This is a genomic window from Streptomyces sp. NBC_00554, assembly GCF_041431135.1.
GTDB lineage: Bacteria > Actinomycetota > Actinomycetes > Streptomycetales > Streptomycetaceae > Streptomyces.
Window position 1 is genome coordinate 4,407,994 of record NZ_CP107799.1, and the last position, 18,647, is coordinate 4,426,640.

Below are 18,647 nucleotides of genomic sequence, written 5' to 3' on the forward strand. Positions count from 1 at the left end.
CGTTGATGCGCTCCTCAGTTGGCGCTCTGCGTCGGGGGGTGGCCGCCGCCCAGGTAGGGCAGCGCGGCGATCCGGTCGACGGCTCCCGCAACGGCCTCGGGGGGCAGGAGTCCGGGCCCCCGGCTGCGGGCGAAGTCCGCGAAGGTCTCCGCCGTCGTGTACTTCGGCTGGAATCCCAGCGTCTCGCGCATCTGCTTCGTCGCCACGACGCGGCCGTGTGTGAGCAGCCGCAGCTGCTCCGGCGAGAAGTCCGTCACGCCCAGGGTACGCACCGCCGTGCCCGCCCAGGTGAGCGCGGGCAGCAGCAGCGGCACCGTGGGACGCCCGAGGCGCCGCGAGCACTGGGAGAGCAACAGGACGCCGTCGCCCGCGATGTTGAACGTGCCGCTGTTGAGCGTCCCGCGCTCCGGCTCGTGCGAAGCGATCCGCAGCACCTCGATCACGTCGTCCTCGTGCACGAACTGCAGCCGCGGGTCGTAGCCGAAAACGGTCGGCAGCACCGGCAGCGAGAAGTACGAGGCGAGCGGCGAATCCGCGCTCGGCCCCAGGATGTTCGCGAACCGCAGCACACACACGGCGACGTCGGGCCGCCGGCGCGCGAACCCTCGTACGTACCCCTCGACCTCGACCGTGTCCTTCGCGAAGCCGCCGCTGGGCAGCGACTTGGGCGGGGTGTTCTCGGTGAAGACGGCCGGATCGCGCGGCGCGGACCCGTACACGTTCGTACTGGACTTCACGACGAGCCGCTTGACCGTCGGGGACTTCTGGCAGGCGCCCAGGAGCTGCATGGTGCCGATGACGTTGGTCTCCTTGACCGTCGTCCGGCTGCCGCTGCCCAGCGCGGTGCCCGTCACATCCATGTGCACGACCGTGTCGGCGTTCGTCTCGGCGAGCACGCGCGCGATGGTCGGGTGCCGGATGTCGGCCTGGATGAAGTCGGCACCGCCGAGATGGTGCTCGGGCGGAACCGCGTCCACGGCGATCACCCGGTCCACCTGTGGGTCACGCTGGATCCGCCGTACGAACCGGCCGCCCAGCCGACGGGCCACCCCGGTCACGAGCACGACCTTCCCCAAGATCAGCGCCTTCCTTCCAGACCTGCAACGTAGCTCTGCTCGTACCCTGCCGTGTTCCCCGTGTGCCGCCAACCTAGCGGGTTGATGTTGCGCTGTGATGACCGCCCGATGCACGAAGTGACGACAGCCACAGACGTACGACCAGACCAAGCCATTCGGCGCACAGACATACGCTCAGCGATGAAAAGGCTTTCTGTCGCCGGCGACGGGCCGAATTCGGCCCGGAAATGGCAAAGCCTTTCGTGGCCGGATACGCCTGTGGCCCCCCACCAGTCGGTGGAGGGCCACAGTACGCGCTTCTAGCGGCGCCGCTTACTTCTTGTTGCGACGCTGAACGCGAGTGCGCTTGAGCAGCTTGCGGTGCTTCTTCTTCGCCATCCGCTTGCGCCGCTTCTTGATAACAGAGCCCACGACTACCCTCGCTCACTTCTCTTTACTCGCTGCTGGGCTGCATGGGCCCACACGACTATGAGGGGCCAGCCTACCCGTCCGAGCGCTGAGGTCGTAATCGAGGGGATCCGGGAGATCTCCAGGCGATCCCCGAGTGATCCCTAAGGATCTCCCGGGACCCCCGGACGGTCTCCCGGACCGCCGTCAGGCTGTCTCCACCCCCACATAGCTCTCGCGGAGGTACTCGTGAACCGCTTGCTCCGGCACCCGGAAGGACCTCCCCACCCGGATCGCCGGCAGATGACCGCTGTGCACCAAGCGGTACACGGTCATCTTCGACACTCGCATCACCGAGGCGACTTCCGCCACGGTCAGGAACTGAACCTCGTTCAGAGGCCTCTCGCCAGCTGCAGCCATGACACACCTGAACCTTCCGCACTCGACGGTCACCGGCTTCCCCTTCCGGTGACACTTCGTCGTTGCGTGCTCACTCCCCAGAGTAGAGGCGGGTGATGCGAGTGGGGAAGAGGAGCTGTCATCGGCCGCCTACTGTGACAGACACGCTCGATTGAGTACATAGCGAGTAAGCGGTCGGTAGTAATCAGACCGCACAGCGTCATCAAGCGGAACGACGACGGACACCCGCCCCTCTGCCTCCCCGACGAAGAGCGCAGGATCGTCCGTATCCGCCAGCCCCATCGCCTCGAACCCCAGCTGACCTGCCCCGCAGACCCATCCGTGGTCTCCGATCACCAGCTCCGGGAGCGGCCCACCGGCCTCCGCCGCGGCGGCCAGAACGGTGCGAACCGGGAGGGGTGAGTGGGAGTGTGCGCCGGTCGCACTACCGGGGGCTCGCGCGCCGGGTTCGCGCACCAGCGCGACACCTTGTACGTAGTCAAGGTTGTACGTGCGTAGACCGAACCGGGTCGTTATGTCGACAGAGCTACCCTGCGCGGGGGTGAGGACGGCACACCCCGCCGCCGACAGCGCGTCCGCCAGAGCGGCGTAGAAACTGATCAGCCGATGCGGGTGCCCGGTGCCGAGAAGCACCGGTTCGCGGTTGCGGGCCGCCTCTCCGAGCCGCGCCGCGAAGGCGTCGAGGGCCGCCAGGGTCCGCTCGGGGTCGATCACATCATGCCCCGAAGTGTGCGCCGGGTCGGCAGAAACCCCGCACTTGTCCGCCATCAACTCGATCAAGTCCCGCTGCCGCCAGCTCCATTCGGGATCAAGCCCGAGCAGTACGCGAGGATCACGAGCAGCGAAGAGCCGATAACTCCGCAGACTCTCCTCACGCGAGGTGGCCACAGGCCCGGCCAACCGGGCAGCCAACAGGTGTGCACGCAACGCTCCGGTGCTCAACACACCAGCGATGCTGACGCATTTGCCGGGGCTTCACCCCGAAAATCCCGAAAAGGCCGCACAGTTGGCGTAATGGGTGCCATGGGGCTCCGCCCGGCGACAGAGGTTCTGAGCCCGCCCGGCGTCTGGGGACGGGATGGTGTCCCGGGCCGGGGAAGGTCCTTTCAGCCCGTCCGGCGTTTGAGGACGAGGCGCTGCCATCCCGATCCCCCACCCACCCGTGGGGGCTGCGCTCTTCAGCCCCGGGCCGGGGAGAGATCTTTCAGCCCGTCCGGCGTTTGAGGACGAGCGCGTCAGCGCGATGCGGGGGTCTGGGGGCGGCAGCCCCCAGTAACGGGACGGGTAGGGGCGGAGGGGGCGAAAAAACTCCTACGGCAACAACCCCCGCAACGGAAACACGGCCCGCCGAGTAGCCAGAACCGCCTGATCCAACCGATCCGCCGGGTCGTACCCGGACTCCCAGTCCTTCCAGGACACAGGCCACCGCCCATCAGTCATCCGCCCCGGCGCCAACTGCCGCGTACGAGCGAACACTTCCTGCCGCCACCCCTCAGGAACCACCGTCTCGGGCGCAATCTCCCGCCCCGCCGCGATGGCAACCAGGTGCGTCCAAGACCGAGGCACCACATCCACCACCGCGTACCCACCCCCACCCAGCGCGACCCACCGCCCCTCGGCGTACTCATGCGCCAGCTCATGACAAGCCACCTGCACAGCCCGCTGCGCATCCAGCGACACCGCGAGATGCGCGAGCGGATCCTCGAAATGAGTGTCGGCCCCGTGCTGAGTCACCAGCACCTGCGGCCGAAAGTCCGCGATCAGCTCAGGCACCACGGAGTGAAACGCCCGCAGCCACCCCGCATCCCCGGTCCCCGCAGGCAGCGCAACGTTGACGGCGGACCCCTCCGCGCTCTCGGCCCCGGTCTCCTCCGGCCACCCGGTCTGCGGGAACAAGGTCCGCGGATGCTCATGCAGCGAGATCGTCAGAACCCGCGGATCCTCCCAGAACGCCGCCTGCACCCCGTCCCCGTGATGCACATCCACATCGATATAGGCGACCCGCTCGGCGCCCAGCTCAAGCAGCCGAGCGATGGCCAGCGAAGCGTCGTTGTAGATACAGAACCCGGACGCACCCCCGGGCATCGCATGATGCAGCCCACCCGCGAAGTTCACCGCGTGCACCGCGTCCCCGCGCCACACCGCCTCGGCCGCACCCACCGACTGCCCGGCGATCATCGCGGACACCTCATGCATCCCGGCGAAGGCGGGATCGTCCATGGTCCCGAGCCCGTACGAGGTGTCGGCAGCCTCCGGATCCACGGAGGCGGCCTTCACCGCCTCCACGTAGTCCTCCCGATGCACGAGCCGCAACGTCGACTCGCCGGCCGGCTTCGCCGCGACCACATCAACGTCGCGATCGAGCCCGAACGCGTCGACGAGCTTCCTCGTCAACACCAGCCGGACCGGATCCATCGGATGGTCCGGACCGAAGTCATAGCCCGTTACTGCCTCGTCCCACATCAGCTGTGCGCGGCCGCTCATGACCATCACCGTATCGGTCCGGTTCAACGTCGAACGACCGGGCGTACCTCAAGATCAGCAGAACCAGCACCATGGGTACGAGCATGGCGCCCCGGTAGTTCCAGGCGTCCCCCAGCGCCCCCACCAAGGGCGAACCGATCAAGAACCCCACGTAATTGAAGATATTGAGCCGCGCGATGGCCGTATCCGAAGCCCCGGGGAAGAGCCGCCCGGCAGCCGCGAAGGTCTGCGGCACGATCACACACAACCCCAGCCCCAGCAGGGTGAACCCGAGCATCCCCACCCCTGGACCAGGCGCCACCGCCACCACACCGAACCCCAGCGCCGCGACCATCGCCCCCAGCCGCACAACCGCCACGGCCCCGAACCGACGCACCCCGAAGTCCCCGATGGCCCGCCCCAGCAGCGTCGTGACCATATAGACGTTGTACGGAACGGTCGCGAGCTGCTCCGAACTGCCCAGCACGTCCTGCAGATACTTCGCACTCCAGTTGGAGACCGTCGAGTCCCCGATGTAGGCGAAGGTCATCACCAGACACAGCGGCAGCAGCAACTTGAAGACGACAGGCGCGGCCTCGCCCGCCCCCTCCTTCGCATCGGCAGCTTCAGCCACACCGGGACCGGCGCCCCCGTCGACGTACCACCGACTCACGACAAGAGCCGCCGGCAACAGCACCGCCACGACCGGCAGATACGACACGAACAGCGACAGATGCCAGTGCGCCCCCGCCCACGCGAGCGACGCACCCACGATCCCGCCCAAGCTGTACACGGCATGGAACCCGAGCATGATGCTGCGCCCGTACGTCCGCTGAAGGCTCACTCCGAGCATGTTCATGGAGGCGTCGAGCGCACCGACAGCGAGCCCGAAGGCGCCGAGCGAGACCGCCACCTCGGCCACGTGGTCACCGGACCCGACACCCAGCAGGGCAAGGAGTACGACGGGTTGAGACCACCTCAGCACGCGGCTGGGGGGTATTCGCTTGACCAACTTCTCGGTGGCCACGCTCCCCACCCCGGCCAGGACCGGCACGGCGGCGAGGAACACGGGCAGCAACGCGTCGGATATCCCGTAGCGGTCCTGGATCGCGGGGATACGCGTCACCAGCAGCGCGAAGGCGACGCCCTGGGCGAAGAAGCTGAACGCGAGCGAGGCCCTACCGCGCCGCAGCACATCTGTCATGGCGGCGAGCGTAGGGCCCCGGCTTACCCGTGGGTAGATCCAGCCGAAGATGAATTTTGCTCAGCTCTCCAACTCAGCGCACCCCAGGCCGATGCCGAACAAGAAGATCGAGCGGGAATCGCAGCCGTCCCTGGTCATACGAGCAGGTCAGCCAGCTGCCCCATGTCGGAGAAGAGCCGAGTGGCCCCCGCCAGCCGGTCGGCGGGCGTCATGGCCGTGAACCCGTACACATCCATCCCGGCCGCGACAGCCGCCTGCACCCCCAGCGGACTGTCCTCCACGACAACACACTTCTCCGGCGCTACGCCCATCCGCTCGGCCGCGTACAGGAACAGATCCGGCGCCGGCTTCCCCCGCCCCACATCCTGCGAACTGAAGACGCGCCCCTCGTCGAACCACCGGTCGAGCCCGGTCTTCCGATGCCCCACCCGAATCCGCTCATGACTCCCGGAAGAGGCCACGCAGTACGGCACCCCGTCCGCAGCCAGCTTCTCCAGCACCTGCACAGCACCGGGTACCGGCTCCAACTCCCGCTCGAAGGCGGCGAAGACGCGAGCGTGGAAAACCTCGTCGAAGTCCGCGGGCAACCGCTGCCCGGTCCGCTCCTCCACCAGATCGTGTACGCGGTGCATGGCGGAGCCCATGTAGTCGCGGAGGGACTCCTCGTACGAGGTGGGATGTCCGAGCTCGGTGAGATACGCGGCAAGAAGTGTGTTGGAGATCGGCTCACTGTCCACGAGGACACCGTCATTGTCGAAGATGATCAATTCGTAGCGCATACTGCGACAATAAAACGAAGCGACCCCTAAACGCAGAAAACCCCTGTACCGGTTTCCCGGTACAGGGGTTTTCTCTAAAGATAGTTCGGCGGCGTCCTACTCTCCCACAGGGTCCCCCCTGCAGTACCATCGGCGCTGTGAGGCTTAGCTTCCGGGTTCGGAATGTAACCGGGCGTTTCCCTCACGCTATGACCACCGAAACACGGTGAAACTTGTCAACCGGAGCCGTGGCATGGCTACGACGGTTGTTCGTGGTTTCAGAACCAACACAGTGGACGCGAGCAACTGAGGACAAGCCCTCGGCCTATTAGTACCAGTCAGCTTCGCCCATTACTGGGCTTCCACATCTGGCCTATCAACCCAGTCGTCTACTGGGAGCCTTAACCCCTCAAGGGGGTGGGAATACTCATCTCGAAGCAGGCTTCCCGCTTAGATGCTTTCAGCGGTTATCCCTCCCGAACGTAGCCAACCAGCCATGCCCTTGGCAGGACAACTGGCACACCAGAGGTTCGTCCGTCCCGGTCCTCTCGTACTAGGGACAGCCCTTCTCAATATTCCTGCGCGCGCAGCGGATAGGGACCGAACTGTCTCACGACGTTCTAAACCCAGCTCGCGTACCGCTTTAATGGGCGAACAGCCCAACCCTTGGGACCGACTCCAGCCCCAGGATGCGACGAGCCGACATCGAGGTGCCAAACCATCCCGTCGATATGGACTCTTGGGGAAGATCAGCCTGTTATCCCCGGGGTACCTTTTATCCGTTGAGCGACGGCGCTTCCACAAGCCACCGCCGGATCACTAGTCCCGACTTTCGTCCCTGCTCGACCCGTCGGTCTCACAGTCAAGCTCCCTTGTGCACTTACACTCAACACCTGATTACCAACCAGGCTGAGGGAACCTTTGGGCGCCTCCGTTACTCTTTAGGAGGCAACCGCCCCAGTTAAACTACCCATCAGACACTGTCCCTGATCCGGATCACGGACCCAGGTTAGACATCCAGCACGACCAGACTGGTATTTCAACGACGACTCCACCTGAGCTGGCGCTCAAGCTTCACAGTCTCCCAGCTATCCTACACAAGCCGAACCGAACACCAATATCAAACTATAGTAAAGGTCCCGGGGTCTTTCCGTCCTGCTGCGCGAAACGAGCATCTTTACTCGTAGTGCAATTTCACCGGGCCTATGGTTGAGACAGTCGAGAAGTCGTTACGCCATTCGTGCAGGTCGGAACTTACCCGACAAGGAATTTCGCTACCTTAGGATGGTTATAGTTACCACCGCCGTTTACTGGCGCTTAAGTTCTCAGCTTCTGCACACCCGAAAGTGCACTAACCGGTCCCCTTAACGTTCCAGCACCGGGCAGGCGTCAGTCCGTATACATCGCCTTACGGCTTCGCACGGACCTGTGTTTTTAGTAAACAGTCGCTTCTCGCTGGTCTCTGCGGCCACCCCCAGCTCAAGCAGCAAGTGCTATCACCGGTGATGGCCCCCCTTCTCCCGAAGTTACGGGGGCATTTTGCCGAGTTCCTTAACCATAGTTCACCCGAACGCCTCGGTATTCTCTACCTGACCACCTGAGTCGGTTTAGGGTACGGGCCGCCATGAAACTCGCTAGAGGCTTTTCTCGACAGCATAGGATCATCCACTTCACCACAATCGGCTCGGCATCAGGTCTCAGCCTTAATGTGCGACGGATTTACCTATCACACGGCCTACACCCTTACCCCGGGACAACCACCGCCCGGGATGGACTACCTTCCTGCGTCACCCCATCACTCACCTACTACCAGCTCGGGTCACCGGCTCCACCACTTCCCTCAACTCCGAAGAGATCAGGACGGCTTCACGGGCTTAGCATTACTGGATTCAATGTTTGACGCTTCACAGCGGGTACCGGAATATCAACCGGTTATCCATCGACTACGCCTGTCGGCCTCGCCTTAGGTCCCGACTTACCCTGGGCAGATCAGCTTGACCCAGGAACCCTTAGTCAATCGGCGCACACGTTTCTCACGTGTGTATCGCTACTCATGCCTGCATTCTCACTCGTGAACCGTCCACCACTAGCTTCCGCTGCGGCTTCACCCGGCACACGACGCTCCCCTACCCATCCCAGCCCCCGTTGGGGGTATGTGCTGGAATGACACGACTTCGGCGGTACGCTTGAGCCCCGCTACATTGTCGGCGCGGAATCACTAGACCAGTGAGCTATTACGCACTCTTTCAAGGGTGGCTGCTTCTAAGCCAACCTCCTGGTTGTCTGTGCGACTCCACATCCTTTCCCACTTAGCGTACGCTTAGGGGCCTTAGTCGATGCTCTGGGCTGTTTCCCTCTCGACCATGGAGCTTATCCCCCACAGTCTCACTGCCGTGCTCTCACTTACCGGCATTCGGAGTTTGGCTAAGGTCAGTAACCCGGTAGGGCCCATCGCCTATCCAGTGCTCTACCTCCGGCAAGAAACACACGACGCTGCACCTAAATGCATTTCGGGGAGAACCAGCTATCACGGAGTTTGATTGGCCTTTCACCCCTAACCACAGGTCATCCCCCAGGTTTTCAACCCTGGTGGGTTCGGTCCTCCACGACCTCTTACAGCCGCTTCAACCTGCCCATGGCTAGATCACTCCGCTTCGGGTCTTGAGCGCGCTACTAAATCGCCCTATTCGGACTCGCTTTCGCTACGGCTTCCCCACACGGGTTAACCTCGCAACACACCGCAAACTCGCAGGCTCATTCTTCAAAAGGCACGCAGTCACGAGAGTGCATGCAAGCATGCACTCCGACGCTCCCACGGCTTGTAGGCACACGGTTTCAGGTACTATTTCACTCCGCTCCCGCGGTACTTTTCACCATTCCCTCACGGTACTATCCGCTATCGGTCACCAGGGAATATTTAGGCTTAGCGGGTGGTCCCGCCAGATTCACACGGGATTTCTCGGGCCCCGTGCTACTTGGGTGTTTCTCAAACGAGCCGTTGACGTTTCGACTACGGGGGTCTTACCCTCTACGCCGGACCTTTCGCATGTCCTTCGCCTACATCAACGGTTTCTGACTCGTCTCACGATCGGCAGACCGTGAAAGAGAAATCCCACAACCCCATATACGCAACCCCTGCCGGGTCTCACACGCATATGGTTTAGCCTCATCCAGTTTCGCTCGCCACTACTCCCGGAATCACGGTTGTTTTCTCTTCCTGCGGGTACTGAGATGTTTCACTTCCCCGCGTTCCCTCCACATACCCTATGTGTTCAGGTATGGGTGACAGCCCATGACGACTGCCGGGTTTCCCCATTCGGAAACCCCCGGATCAAAGCCTGGTTGACGGCTCCCCGGGGACTATCGTGGCCTCCCACGTCCTTCATCGGTTCCTGGTGCCAAGGCATCCACCGTGCGCCCTTAAAAACTTGGCCACAGATGCTCGCGTCCACTGTGCAGTTCTCAAACAACGACCAACCACCCACCACCCCACCCTCACGGGCGAGTTCACTGGGGCCGGCACTGAAGAACGACCTCACGGCCGTGCCTTCAGACACCCAACAGCGTGCCCGGCACCCTCGCCACTCATGATCAGCTTTCCACGCCCCGAAGGACAGTACTTGCAGCCCGAGATGACTGAGAGGGCCGAATAATCAACGTTCCACCCATGAGCAACCAGCACCGGACGTACGCCGATGTACTGGCCTCTGACCTCACCCCGGAGGGATCGGTAAGAAGTGCTCCTTAGAAAGGAGGTGATCCAGCCGCACCTTCCGGTACGGCTACCTTGTTACGACTTCGTCCCAATCGCCAGTCCCACCTTCGACAGCTCCCTCCCCACAAGGGGGTTGGGCCACCGGCTTCGGGTGTTACCGACTTTCGTGACGTGACGGGCGGTGTGTACAAGGCCCGGGAACGTATTCACCGCAGCAATGCTGATCTGCGATTACTAGCAACTCCGACTTCATGGGGTCGAGTTGCAGACCCCAATCCGAACTGAGACAGGCTTTTTGAGATTCGCTCCGCCTCGCGGCATCGCAGCTCATTGTACCTGCCATTGTAGCACGTGTGCAGCCCAAGACATAAGGGGCATGATGACTTGACGTCGTCCCCACCTTCCTCCGAGTTGACCCCGGCAGTCTCCTGTGAGTCCCCATCACCCCGAAGGGCATGCTGGCAACACAGAACAAGGGTTGCGCTCGTTGCGGGACTTAACCCAACATCTCACGACACGAGCTGACGACAGCCATGCACCACCTGTACACCGACCACAAGGGGGGCACCATCTCTGATGCTTTCCGGCGTATGTCAAGCCTTGGTAAGGTTCTTCGCGTTGCGTCGAATTAAGCCACATGCTCCGCTGCTTGTGCGGGCCCCCGTCAATTCCTTTGAGTTTTAGCCTTGCGGCCGTACTCCCCAGGCGGGGAACTTAATGCGTTAGCTGCGGCACCGACGACGTGGAATGTCGCCAACACCTAGTTCCCACCGTTTACGGCGTGGACTACCAGGGTATCTAATCCTGTTCGCTCCCCACGCTTTCGCTCCTCAGCGTCAGTAATGGCCCAGAGATCCGCCTTCGCCACCGGTGTTCCTCCTGATATCTGCGCATTTCACCGCTACACCAGGAATTCCGATCTCCCCTACCACACTCTAGCCTGCCCGTATCGACTGCAGACCCGGGGTTAAGCCCCGGGCTTTCACAACCGACGCGACAAGCCGCCTACGAGCTCTTTACGCCCAATAATTCCGGACAACGCTTGCGCCCTACGTATTACCGCGGCTGCTGGCACGTAGTTAGCCGGCGCTTCTTCTGCAGGTACCGTCACTTTCGCTTCTTCCCTGCTGAAAGAGGTTTACAACCCGAAGGCCGTCATCCCTCACGCGGCGTCGCTGCATCAGGCTTTCGCCCATTGTGCAATATTCCCCACTGCTGCCTCCCGTAGGAGTCTGGGCCGTGTCTCAGTCCCAGTGTGGCCGGTCGCCCTCTCAGGCCGGCTACCCGTCGTCGCCTTGGTGAGCCACTACCTCACCAACAAGCTGATAGGCCGCGGGCTCATCCTTCACCGCCGGAGCTTTTAACCCCCACCCATGCGGGCAGGAGTGTTATCCGGTATTAGACCCCGTTTCCAGGGCTTGTCCCAGAGTGAAGGGCAGATTGCCCACGTGTTACTCACCCGTTCGCCACTAATCCACCCCGAAAGGCTTCATCGTTCGACTTGCATGTGTTAAGCACGCCGCCAGCGTTCGTCCTGAGCCAGGATCAAACTCTCCGTGAATGTTTTCCCGTAATCGGGACGACACCACGAGAGCGGAACCGAGGAGAGGAATAATCCCCACGGTCCACAGCGTCCTCGCTGATGTTTTACTTCAAAGGAACCTCGTCCCAGCCATGATGACCGGAGACGGGGTATCAACAAACTTGGCGTTGATTTTTGGCACGCTGTTGAGTTCTCAAGGAACGGACGCTTCCTTTGTACTCACCCGAGAGACTCTCAGGCTTTCCTCCGGGCAGTTTCCCTTCGGTCTTGCGTTTCCGACTCTATCAGACCGTTTCCCGATCCGATTTCCTCGGTGCTTTCCAGGTTTCCGCTTTCGCGTTTCCCTTTCCGGCGGTTCCGACTCTATCAGATCCTTTCGGTCCTGATTCCCAGTCAGTGGGGCTTGTCTTCGCGGCTGTTGGGCCGTTCCGACGAGTGAGACTTTAGCGGAATCTCGGCTCCCGAGCTAATCGGGGTGGCGTCCTTTCGAACGCGGATTCCTCATTTCACAAACGCGCAGGAAAACGAGCCGACGACAGGTCGTCGTTCGTTGAGTGCTTGTTGCGGAATGGCTGTCCGGGGACCGACCGGAGTCGGCACTCACGTCGGACAGCTCGGAGAACATTACGTACGAGGTCGAGGTGTGTCAACTCCGCTCCAGGAGGCGCCTCGGAGGCGTACCTTGGAGCCGTGACTACGCATACGTGCACCCAGCAGTGGTGGGCCGCCTGACGGCGGCCGTACATACGTATGTACTCAACGGCCGCCGCCCTCGGCGGCCGTTTCTGTATCTCCCTCCTGGAGAGCCGGCCGGCGGGTGCGGCGGCCTCGACCAGGAGGTTGAGAGATGACGCGGATCTTCAGTGGGGTCAAGCCGACCGGGCATCTGACGCTGGGCAACTATCTGGGGGCCGTACGGCGGTGGGCCGATGTCGATCAGCACCGGGCCGATGCCCTGTTCTGCATCGTCGATCTGCATGCGCTGACCGTGGACCACGATCCGGGGCGCGTGCGCAGGCTCACTCGGCAGGCGGCGACGTTGTTGCTCGCGTCGGGGCTCGATCCGGAGTTGTGCACCGTGTTCGTACAGAGTCATGTGGACGAGCACGCGCGGCTGTCGTATCTGCTGGAGTGCGTCGCGACCGACGGGGAGATGCGGCGGATGATCCAGTACAAGGAGAAGTCCGTGCGGGAGCGGGAGCGGGGCGGGAGTGTTCGGCTGTCGTTGCTGACGTATCCCGTGCTGATGGCGGCGGACATCCTGGCGTACGGGACCGATGAGGTGCCGGTGGGTGATGACCAGACACAGCATGTGGAGCTGACTCGGGATCTGGCCACGCGGTTCAACCAGCGGTACGGGCACACGTTCATGGTGCCTCGGGCCACGCGTCCGGAGGTCGCCGCGCGGGTCATGAATCTGCAGGAGCCGACGTCGAAGATGGGGAAGAGCGATGACGTCGGGCCCGGGGTCGTCTATCTGCTCGACGAGCCGGATGTCGTGCGGAAGAAGATCATGCGGGCTGTGACCGACAGCGGGCAGGACGTCGTGTACGACCAGGAGGCCCGGCCGGGGATCTCGAATCTGCTGGAGATTCTCGCGGCTTGCGAGGGTGGGAACCCCGAGGCCTTGGGCGGTGTATATGAGTCGTACGGAGCTTTGAAGAAGGACACCGCCGAGGCCGTGGTCGAGCTCCTCAGGCCCGTACAGGAGAGGCACAAGGAGTTGTGCGCGGATCCTGCGTACGTGGAGGGGGTGTTGCGGGACGGTGCGGAGAAGGCCAAAGGGATGGCGCGGCCGAGGGTGGACGCGGCGTATCGGGCGATCGGTTTGCTGGCCGCGGGCTGAGGCAGGGCTGACGGCTGACGGCTGACGGCTGACGGCTGACGGCTGACGGCTGACGAACGGTGGGGCCGGGGGCGGGCCCGGCCCCTGTTCTTCTAGCTGTTGCCGGAGGCGAGTTCGCGGCTGCGGTCGCGGGCCGCTTCCAGTGCGGCGATCAGTGCGGCGCGCACGCCGTGGTTCTCCAGTTCGCGGATGGCATTGATCGTGGTGCCCGCGGGGGACGTGACGTTCTCGCGGAGCTTCACGGGGTGCTCGCCGCTGTCGCGGAGCATCACTGCGGCGCCGATCGCGGACTGGACGATGAGGTCGTGGGCCTTGTCGCGGGGCAGGCCAAGGAGGATGCCCGCGTCCGTCATGGCCTCTACGAGGTAGAAGAAGTACGCCGGTCCCGAGCCGGAGAGGGCGGTGCAGGCGTCCTGCTGGGACTCAGGGACGCGGAGCGTCTTGCCGACGGCGCCGAAGATCTCCTCGGCGTGGGCGAGGTGCTCGGCGGTGGCGTGGCTGCCGGCGGAGATGACGGACATGGCCTCGTCGACGAGGGCGGGGGTGTTCGTCATGACACGGACGACGGGGGTGCCTGCGGCCAGGCGCTCCTCGATGAAGGAGGTGGGGATGCCTGCCGCGCCGCTGATGACCAGGCGGTCGGCGGGGATGTGCGGGGCGAGTTCGTCGAGGAGGGTGCCCATGTCCTGCGGCTTGACCGTGAGGATCAGGGTGTCGGCGGTCTTGGCGGCCTCGGCGTTGGTGACCGCCGTGACTCCGTGGCGCTCCTGGAGTTCCTTGGCGCGTTCGGGGCGGCGGGCGGTGACCAGCAGGTCGGCGAGTGGCCAGCCTGCCCTGATCACTCCGCTGAGCAGGGCTTCGCCGATCTTGCCGGTGCCGAGGACTGCGACTTTCTGGGTCATGGTGCGGTGCCCTCCGGGGGTTGCGTCGTCCGGTGTCCATCCTCGCACCGGGGGTGCGGGATGGGGCGGGCTGTCCGTTGGGCGGGACGCTGCCCAGGGGTACGGAGGTTCTACGCCGTCCTGCGCCTCAGGGTCGCCGCGCCGAGGGTCAGGACCAGCAGTGCGCAGCCCGCGACGATCAGGGCGTCGCGGACGAAGGTGGCTGTCATGTCGGTGTGTTTGAGGACTTCGTTCATGCCGTCGACCGCGTAGGACATGGGGAGGACGTTGGAGATCGCTTCGAGGACCGGGTGCATGTTGGAGCGGGGGGTGAAGAGGCCGCAGAGGAGGAGTTGGGGGAAGATCACGGCCGGCATGAACTGGACCGCCTGGAATTCCGAGGACGCGAAGGCCGAGACGAAGAGGCCGAGGGCTGTGCCCAGGAGGGCGTCCAGGAGGGCGACGAGGAGGAGGAGCCAGGGGGAGCCGGTGACGTCGAGGCCCAGGAACCAGATCGCCAGGCCTGTGGCCAGGGCCGACTGGATGATGGCCAGGGCTCCGAAGGCCAGGGCGTAGCCGGCGATGAGGTCGCCCTTGCCCAGGGGCATGGCGAGGAGGCGTTCCAGGGTGCCGGACGTGCGTTCGCGGAGGGTGGCGATGGAGGTGACCAGGAACATCGTGATGAGCGGGAAGATCCCGAGGAGGGAGGCGCCGATGGAGTCGAAGGTGCGCGGGCTGCCGTCGAAGACGTAGCGGAGCAGTACGAGCATCACGCACGGGATGAGGATCATCAGCGCGATGGAGCGCGGGTCGTGGCGGAGCTGGCGCAGTACGCGGGCGGCGGTGGCGGTGGTGCGGGAGAAGTTGATCGCGCTCGGGCGTGGGCCCGTGTGGGTGCTGGTGGGCCGGGGTGCGGTGGTGGGTGTGGTCGTCGTGCTCATCGGACGGTCTCCTTGCGGGGCTGGTCGCCGGACGGGGACTCGTTGTGGGCCGGTTCGCCCGTCGCGGAACGGTTGTGCGCGGCGATCGCCTCGTCGACCAGGTGGAGGAAGGCGGCCTCGACGGTTTCGGAGTCGGTGCGTTCGCGCAGGGCGTCGGGGGTGTCGTCGGCGAGGATCTCGCCCTCGCGCATCAGGAGGAGGCGGTGGCAGCGCTCGGCCTCGTCCATGACGTGGGAGGAGACCAGGAGGGTGGCCTCGCGTTCGGCGGCGACGGCGTGGAAGAGGTTCCAGAGGTCGCGGCGCAAGACCGGGTCCAGGCCGACGGTCGGTTCGTCGAGGACGAGGAGTTCCGGGGTGCCGAGGAGGGCGACGGCGAGGGAGACGCGGCTGCGCTGGCCGCCGGAGAGGTTGCCGGCGAGGGAGTCGGCGTGGGAGGTGAGGTCGACGTCGGTGATGGCCTGGGTGACGTTGGCGTGGCGGCGGTCGGAGGAGGCGTGGCCGGGGTCGAGGATCGCGGCGAAGTAGTCGAGGTTCTGGCGGACGGTCAGGTCGTCGTAGACGGAGGGGGCTTGGGTGACGTAGCCGATGCGGGAGCGGAGTGCGGCGTCGCTGGCGGGGCGGCCGAGGACTTCGAGCGTGCCGGTCACTTTGGCCTGGGTGCCGACGATCGAGCGCATCAGGGTCGACTTGCCGCAGCCGGAGGGGCCGAGCAGCCCGGTGATCTGGCCGCGCGGTACGGCGAAGTCGAGTCCGCGCAGGACGGTGCGGGTGCCGCGTACGACGGTGAGGCCTTCGGCCCGGATGGCGGGCTGACTTGTGGAGTCGGGCCGCTCCGTGGCGCCGGGAGGTTCTGCGGCTGCGGGTGAGCCGGGAGCAATATTCATCATGTGATGAATATTGCTACCGCGGGGTGGACTCGTCAAGTCCCGTCGCATCCGGGGGCGCAGGCGCGCGGCGGCGTGATCGGAGGGGTGCGGTCCGGGGCTGCGCGCTTCCGCGTTCACGTGGTGGTTACGCGAAAGGGGTGCGTGTCCAACTCTCCTTCCTGACAATGGATTTCAGTGCACGGTCATATGCCGCGCCAGTTGGTCCGCCGTGCCCTCCCCCGGCTCGGCGCCCACGCATCTCCCGCTTGTCACCGGAGGTGCTGTTGTCATGCGTAAAGCCGATCTGCTCGCGTCCTTCGTCGTGTTTCTCGTCGCGCTGCCCCTGTGCGTGGGGGTCGCCATAGCCTCCGGGGTGCCCGCCGAGCTGGGGTTGGTGACCGGGATCGTCGGCGGTCTGGTGGCTGGAGTGATGCCCGGCAGCAGCCTGCAGGTGAGCGGGCCCGCGGCGGGGCTGACGGTGCTGGTGTACGAGGCGGTGCAGTCGTACGGGGTGCAGGCGCTGGGTGTGCTGGTGCTCGGGGCCGGGCTGGTGCAGCTCGCGCTCGGGGCACTGCGGCTCGGGCGGTGGTTCCGGGCCGTGTCCGTGGCCGTGGTGCAGGGGATGCTGGCCGGGATCGGGCTCGTGCTGATCGCGGGGCAGGTGTACGCGATGGGGGACGCGGCCGCGCCCGCGAGCGGGGTCGGGAAGGTCGCCGGGCTCGGCTCTCTGGTGGGGGACGCCGACCCGGTGGCCCTGGTGATCGGGGGCGCCACCGTGGTCGTACTCCTGCTGTGGCCGCGTTGGCGGCGGGGGGCGCGGCTGGTGCCCGCGCCACTGCTGGCGGTGGGGCTCACATCGGTCGTGACCGGGGTGTTCGATCTGTCCGTGCGGCGGGTCGAGGTGCGCGGGCTGCTGGATGCCGTACGGCCGCCGGGGTTGGAGGATTTCGGGCGGCTCACGGAAGTGGGCGTGATCGGGACGGTGTTGGCGTTCGCGCTGATCGCCTCGGCCGAGTCGCTCTTCAGCGCGGCGGCGGTGGACCGGCTGCATCGGGGGCGGCGTACCGACTACGACCGGGAGTTGATCGCGCAGGGCGCCGGGAATGCCGTGTGCGGAGTGCTGGGTGCGCTGCCGATGACCGCGGTGATCGTGCGGAGTGCGGCAAATGTGCAGGCGGGGGCGCGTACGAAGGTGTCCCGGGTGCTGCACGGGGTGTGGTTGCTGGTCTTCACCGCGTTGCTGCCCGGGGTGCTCGGGGTGATTCCGGTGGCCGCGCTGGCCGGGCTGCTGGTGCACGCGGGCTGCAAGCTCGTGCCCGTACGGGAGTTGGGGCCGCTCTGGCGGGAGCATCGCGGGGAGCTGGTGGTGCTCGTCGTGACGGCGATCGCGATCGTGGTCGGGAATCTGTTCGAGGGGGTGCTGGTGGGGCTGGCGCTTGCCGTCGCCAAGACCGCGTGGGACATCAGTCATGTGCATGTGGAGACTGAGGACCAGGGGGAAGCGGGGATGGTCGTACGGGTCGTCGGGCATGCGACGTTCCTACGGCTGCCGAAGTTGCTGGACGCCTTGGAGGCCTTGCCTCACGACCGGGACGTACGGCTGGAGTTGGGTGGCTTGCGGCACCTGGATCACGCGTGTGCGGCGGCCCTTGAGGGGTGGGCCGCCGGGCGGGATCACGAACGCGTGGCGACGATCAGTTCGACGTCGTAGACCTCCTCGACCACACCGTCCGGGAAGGCGCCGAGCAGATGCGCGCGCTCCTCGGCGAGGAAGGCCTTCGCGCCCTCCTCACCGAGGACCAGGAAGGCCGAGTGGCTTCCGAGGTTGGCGAGGTGGGTGTCGACGGGGACGCGGCGGCTCCAGCGGACCTGGTCGCGGTCGACGTGCAGGGGGCCGGCCGGGGTGGTGGAGAGGGTTGCTGCGGCACTGGCGCCGCTGCCGTTCTTCGCTACGACCGCGTCGAGGCCGAGAAAGCGTTCGACCCGGTCGGCTGCCGCCGCGATCCAGGGGATGTCCAGGGCTTCGGTGTTCCACCAGAGGGCGAGTGCGCCGGCGTCGGGGCGCAGCACGCGGAACGCCTCCGGGATGGAGTGGGCCGGGTCGGTCCAGTGCCAGGACTGGGCGTAGGTGAGGAAGTCGGCGGAGGCGGTGGCCAGGGGGAGGGCGTTGCCGTTGCCTCGGACGACGGGGGTGTCGGGGAGTGTGCGGCGGAACTCGGCCGTCATGCCGTCGCCGGGTTCGATGGCCAGCACGTTCGCGCCCCTTGCCTTGAGGAGGGCGGTCGCGATGCCGGTTCCGGCGCCTACGTCGACGACCCTTGCGCCGGTGAGGGGGCGGCGGGCGAGGGTTTCGATCGCGTCGAAGAGGGTGGAGGGGTAGGAGGGGCGGTTCGCGGCGTACTGGGCTGCGGCGGTGTTGAAGGAGTGGGCTCGGGTGGTGTGGGAGTGGGGCGCCATACGGTCATGGTGGCGGGGGTGGGGGCTGGGGGCGGGTGGTTTGGTGAGAGGTTGGGGTGGGTGACCGAAAGGGTTTCGCCCCCTCCGCCC

13 protein-coding genes and 3 rRNA genes are annotated in these 18,647 nt (G+C 65.1%); 2 read left to right on the forward strand and 14 right to left on the reverse strand.

The features are described from left to right. Nucleotides 1-14: 14 nt before the first annotated feature. From OG266_RS19180 to OG266_RS19225, 10 genes are all read right to left on the reverse strand, one after another. Nucleotides 15-1,076, reverse strand: a complete 1,062-nt coding sequence (locus OG266_RS19180) for an NAD-dependent epimerase/dehydratase family protein (protein WP_326721475.1) — start codon at nt 1,074-1,076, stop codon at nt 15-17. A 312-nt stretch (nt 1,077-1,388) separates the two neighbouring features. Beyond that, entirely contained in the window at nt 1,389-1,487 is a 99-nt protein-coding gene (locus OG266_RS19185) for a 30S ribosomal protein bS22 (protein WP_003948845.1), read from the reverse strand. Between the two features lie 183 nt (nt 1,488-1,670). Next, nucleotides 1,671-1,883, reverse strand: a complete 213-nt coding sequence (locus OG266_RS19190; RefSeq protein WP_004984898.1) for a helix-turn-helix domain-containing protein — start codon at nt 1,881-1,883, stop codon at nt 1,671-1,673. A 129-nt stretch (nt 1,884-2,012) separates the two neighbouring features. Then, the gene (locus OG266_RS19195) at nt 2,013-2,828 is read right to left on the reverse strand and encodes a phosphatase (protein WP_266830710.1); all 816 of its coding nucleotides are present in this window, start codon (nt 2,826-2,828) and stop codon (nt 2,013-2,015) included. Nucleotides 2,829-3,194: 366 nt separating this feature from the next. Then, nucleotides 3,195-4,367, reverse strand: a complete 1,173-nt coding sequence (locus tag OG266_RS19200) for an acetoin utilization protein AcuC (RefSeq protein ID WP_266456884.1) — start codon at nt 4,365-4,367, stop codon at nt 3,195-3,197. Next, nucleotides 4,318-5,550 (reverse strand): MFS transporter, encoded by a 1,233-nt coding sequence (locus OG266_RS19205; protein WP_371547246.1) that lies wholly within the window; start codon nt 5,548-5,550, stop codon nt 4,318-4,320. The genes OG266_RS19200 and OG266_RS19205 overlap by 50 nt, the downstream gene beginning before the upstream one ends. A gap of 134 nt (nt 5,551-5,684) precedes the next feature. Beyond that, nucleotides 5,685-6,329: an HAD family phosphatase gene (locus tag OG266_RS19210; protein ID WP_266456888.1), complete on the reverse strand. Its 645-nt coding sequence runs from the start codon at nt 6,327-6,329 to the stop codon at nt 5,685-5,687. An 83-nt stretch (nt 6,330-6,412) separates the two neighbouring features. Continuing rightward, nucleotides 6,413-6,529, reverse strand: a 5S ribosomal RNA gene (gene rrf, locus OG266_RS19215). A gap of 87 nt (nt 6,530-6,616) precedes the next feature. Further along, nucleotides 6,617-9,742, reverse strand: a 23S ribosomal RNA gene (locus tag OG266_RS19220). A 314-nt stretch (nt 9,743-10,056) separates the two neighbouring features. Next, nucleotides 10,057-11,584 (reverse strand): 16S ribosomal RNA (locus tag OG266_RS19225). Together the 16S, 23S and 5S rRNA genes form the textbook arrangement of a ribosomal RNA operon. Before the next feature lie 829 nt (nt 11,585-12,413). Here OG266_RS19225 and trpS point away from each other — a divergent pair. Next, entirely contained in the window at nt 12,414-13,412 is a 999-nt protein-coding gene (gene trpS / locus OG266_RS19230) for a tryptophan--tRNA ligase (RefSeq protein ID WP_371547249.1), read from the forward strand. Nucleotides 13,413-13,504: 92 nt separating this feature from the next. On the opposite strand, the gene proC is transcribed toward trpS, so the two are convergent. The 3 genes from proC to OG266_RS19245 all read right to left on the reverse strand — a co-directional run bounded on the left by proC (nt 13,505) and on the right by OG266_RS19245 (nt 16,121). Further along, a complete protein-coding gene (proC, locus tag OG266_RS19235; RefSeq protein WP_266456901.1) occupies nt 13,505-14,314 on the reverse strand; it encodes a pyrroline-5-carboxylate reductase in 810 nt (269 codons plus the stop codon). A gap of 110 nt (nt 14,315-14,424) precedes the next feature. After that, nucleotides 14,425-15,234: an ABC transporter permease gene (locus tag OG266_RS19240; protein ID WP_371547252.1), complete on the reverse strand. Its 810-nt coding sequence runs from the start codon at nt 15,232-15,234 to the stop codon at nt 14,425-14,427. Then, nucleotides 15,231-16,121 (reverse strand): ABC transporter ATP-binding protein, encoded by an 891-nt coding sequence (locus tag OG266_RS19245; protein ID WP_371547255.1) that lies wholly within the window; start codon nt 16,119-16,121, stop codon nt 15,231-15,233. Before OG266_RS19245 ends, OG266_RS19240 begins: the two co-directional genes overlap by 4 nt. A 268-nt stretch (nt 16,122-16,389) precedes the next feature. Between OG266_RS19245 and OG266_RS19250 the strand changes: the two genes are divergently transcribed. Further along, nucleotides 16,390-17,811 (forward strand): SulP family inorganic anion transporter, encoded by a 1,422-nt coding sequence (locus OG266_RS19250; RefSeq protein WP_371547258.1) that lies wholly within the window; start codon nt 16,390-16,392, stop codon nt 17,809-17,811. Here OG266_RS19250 and OG266_RS19255 read toward each other — a convergent pair. Beyond that, nucleotides 17,775-18,557: a class I SAM-dependent methyltransferase gene (locus tag OG266_RS19255; RefSeq protein WP_371547260.1), complete on the reverse strand. Its 783-nt coding sequence runs from the start codon at nt 18,555-18,557 to the stop codon at nt 17,775-17,777. The genes OG266_RS19250 and OG266_RS19255 overlap by 37 nt on opposite strands. Between the last annotated feature and the right edge of the window lie 90 nt (nt 18,558-18,647).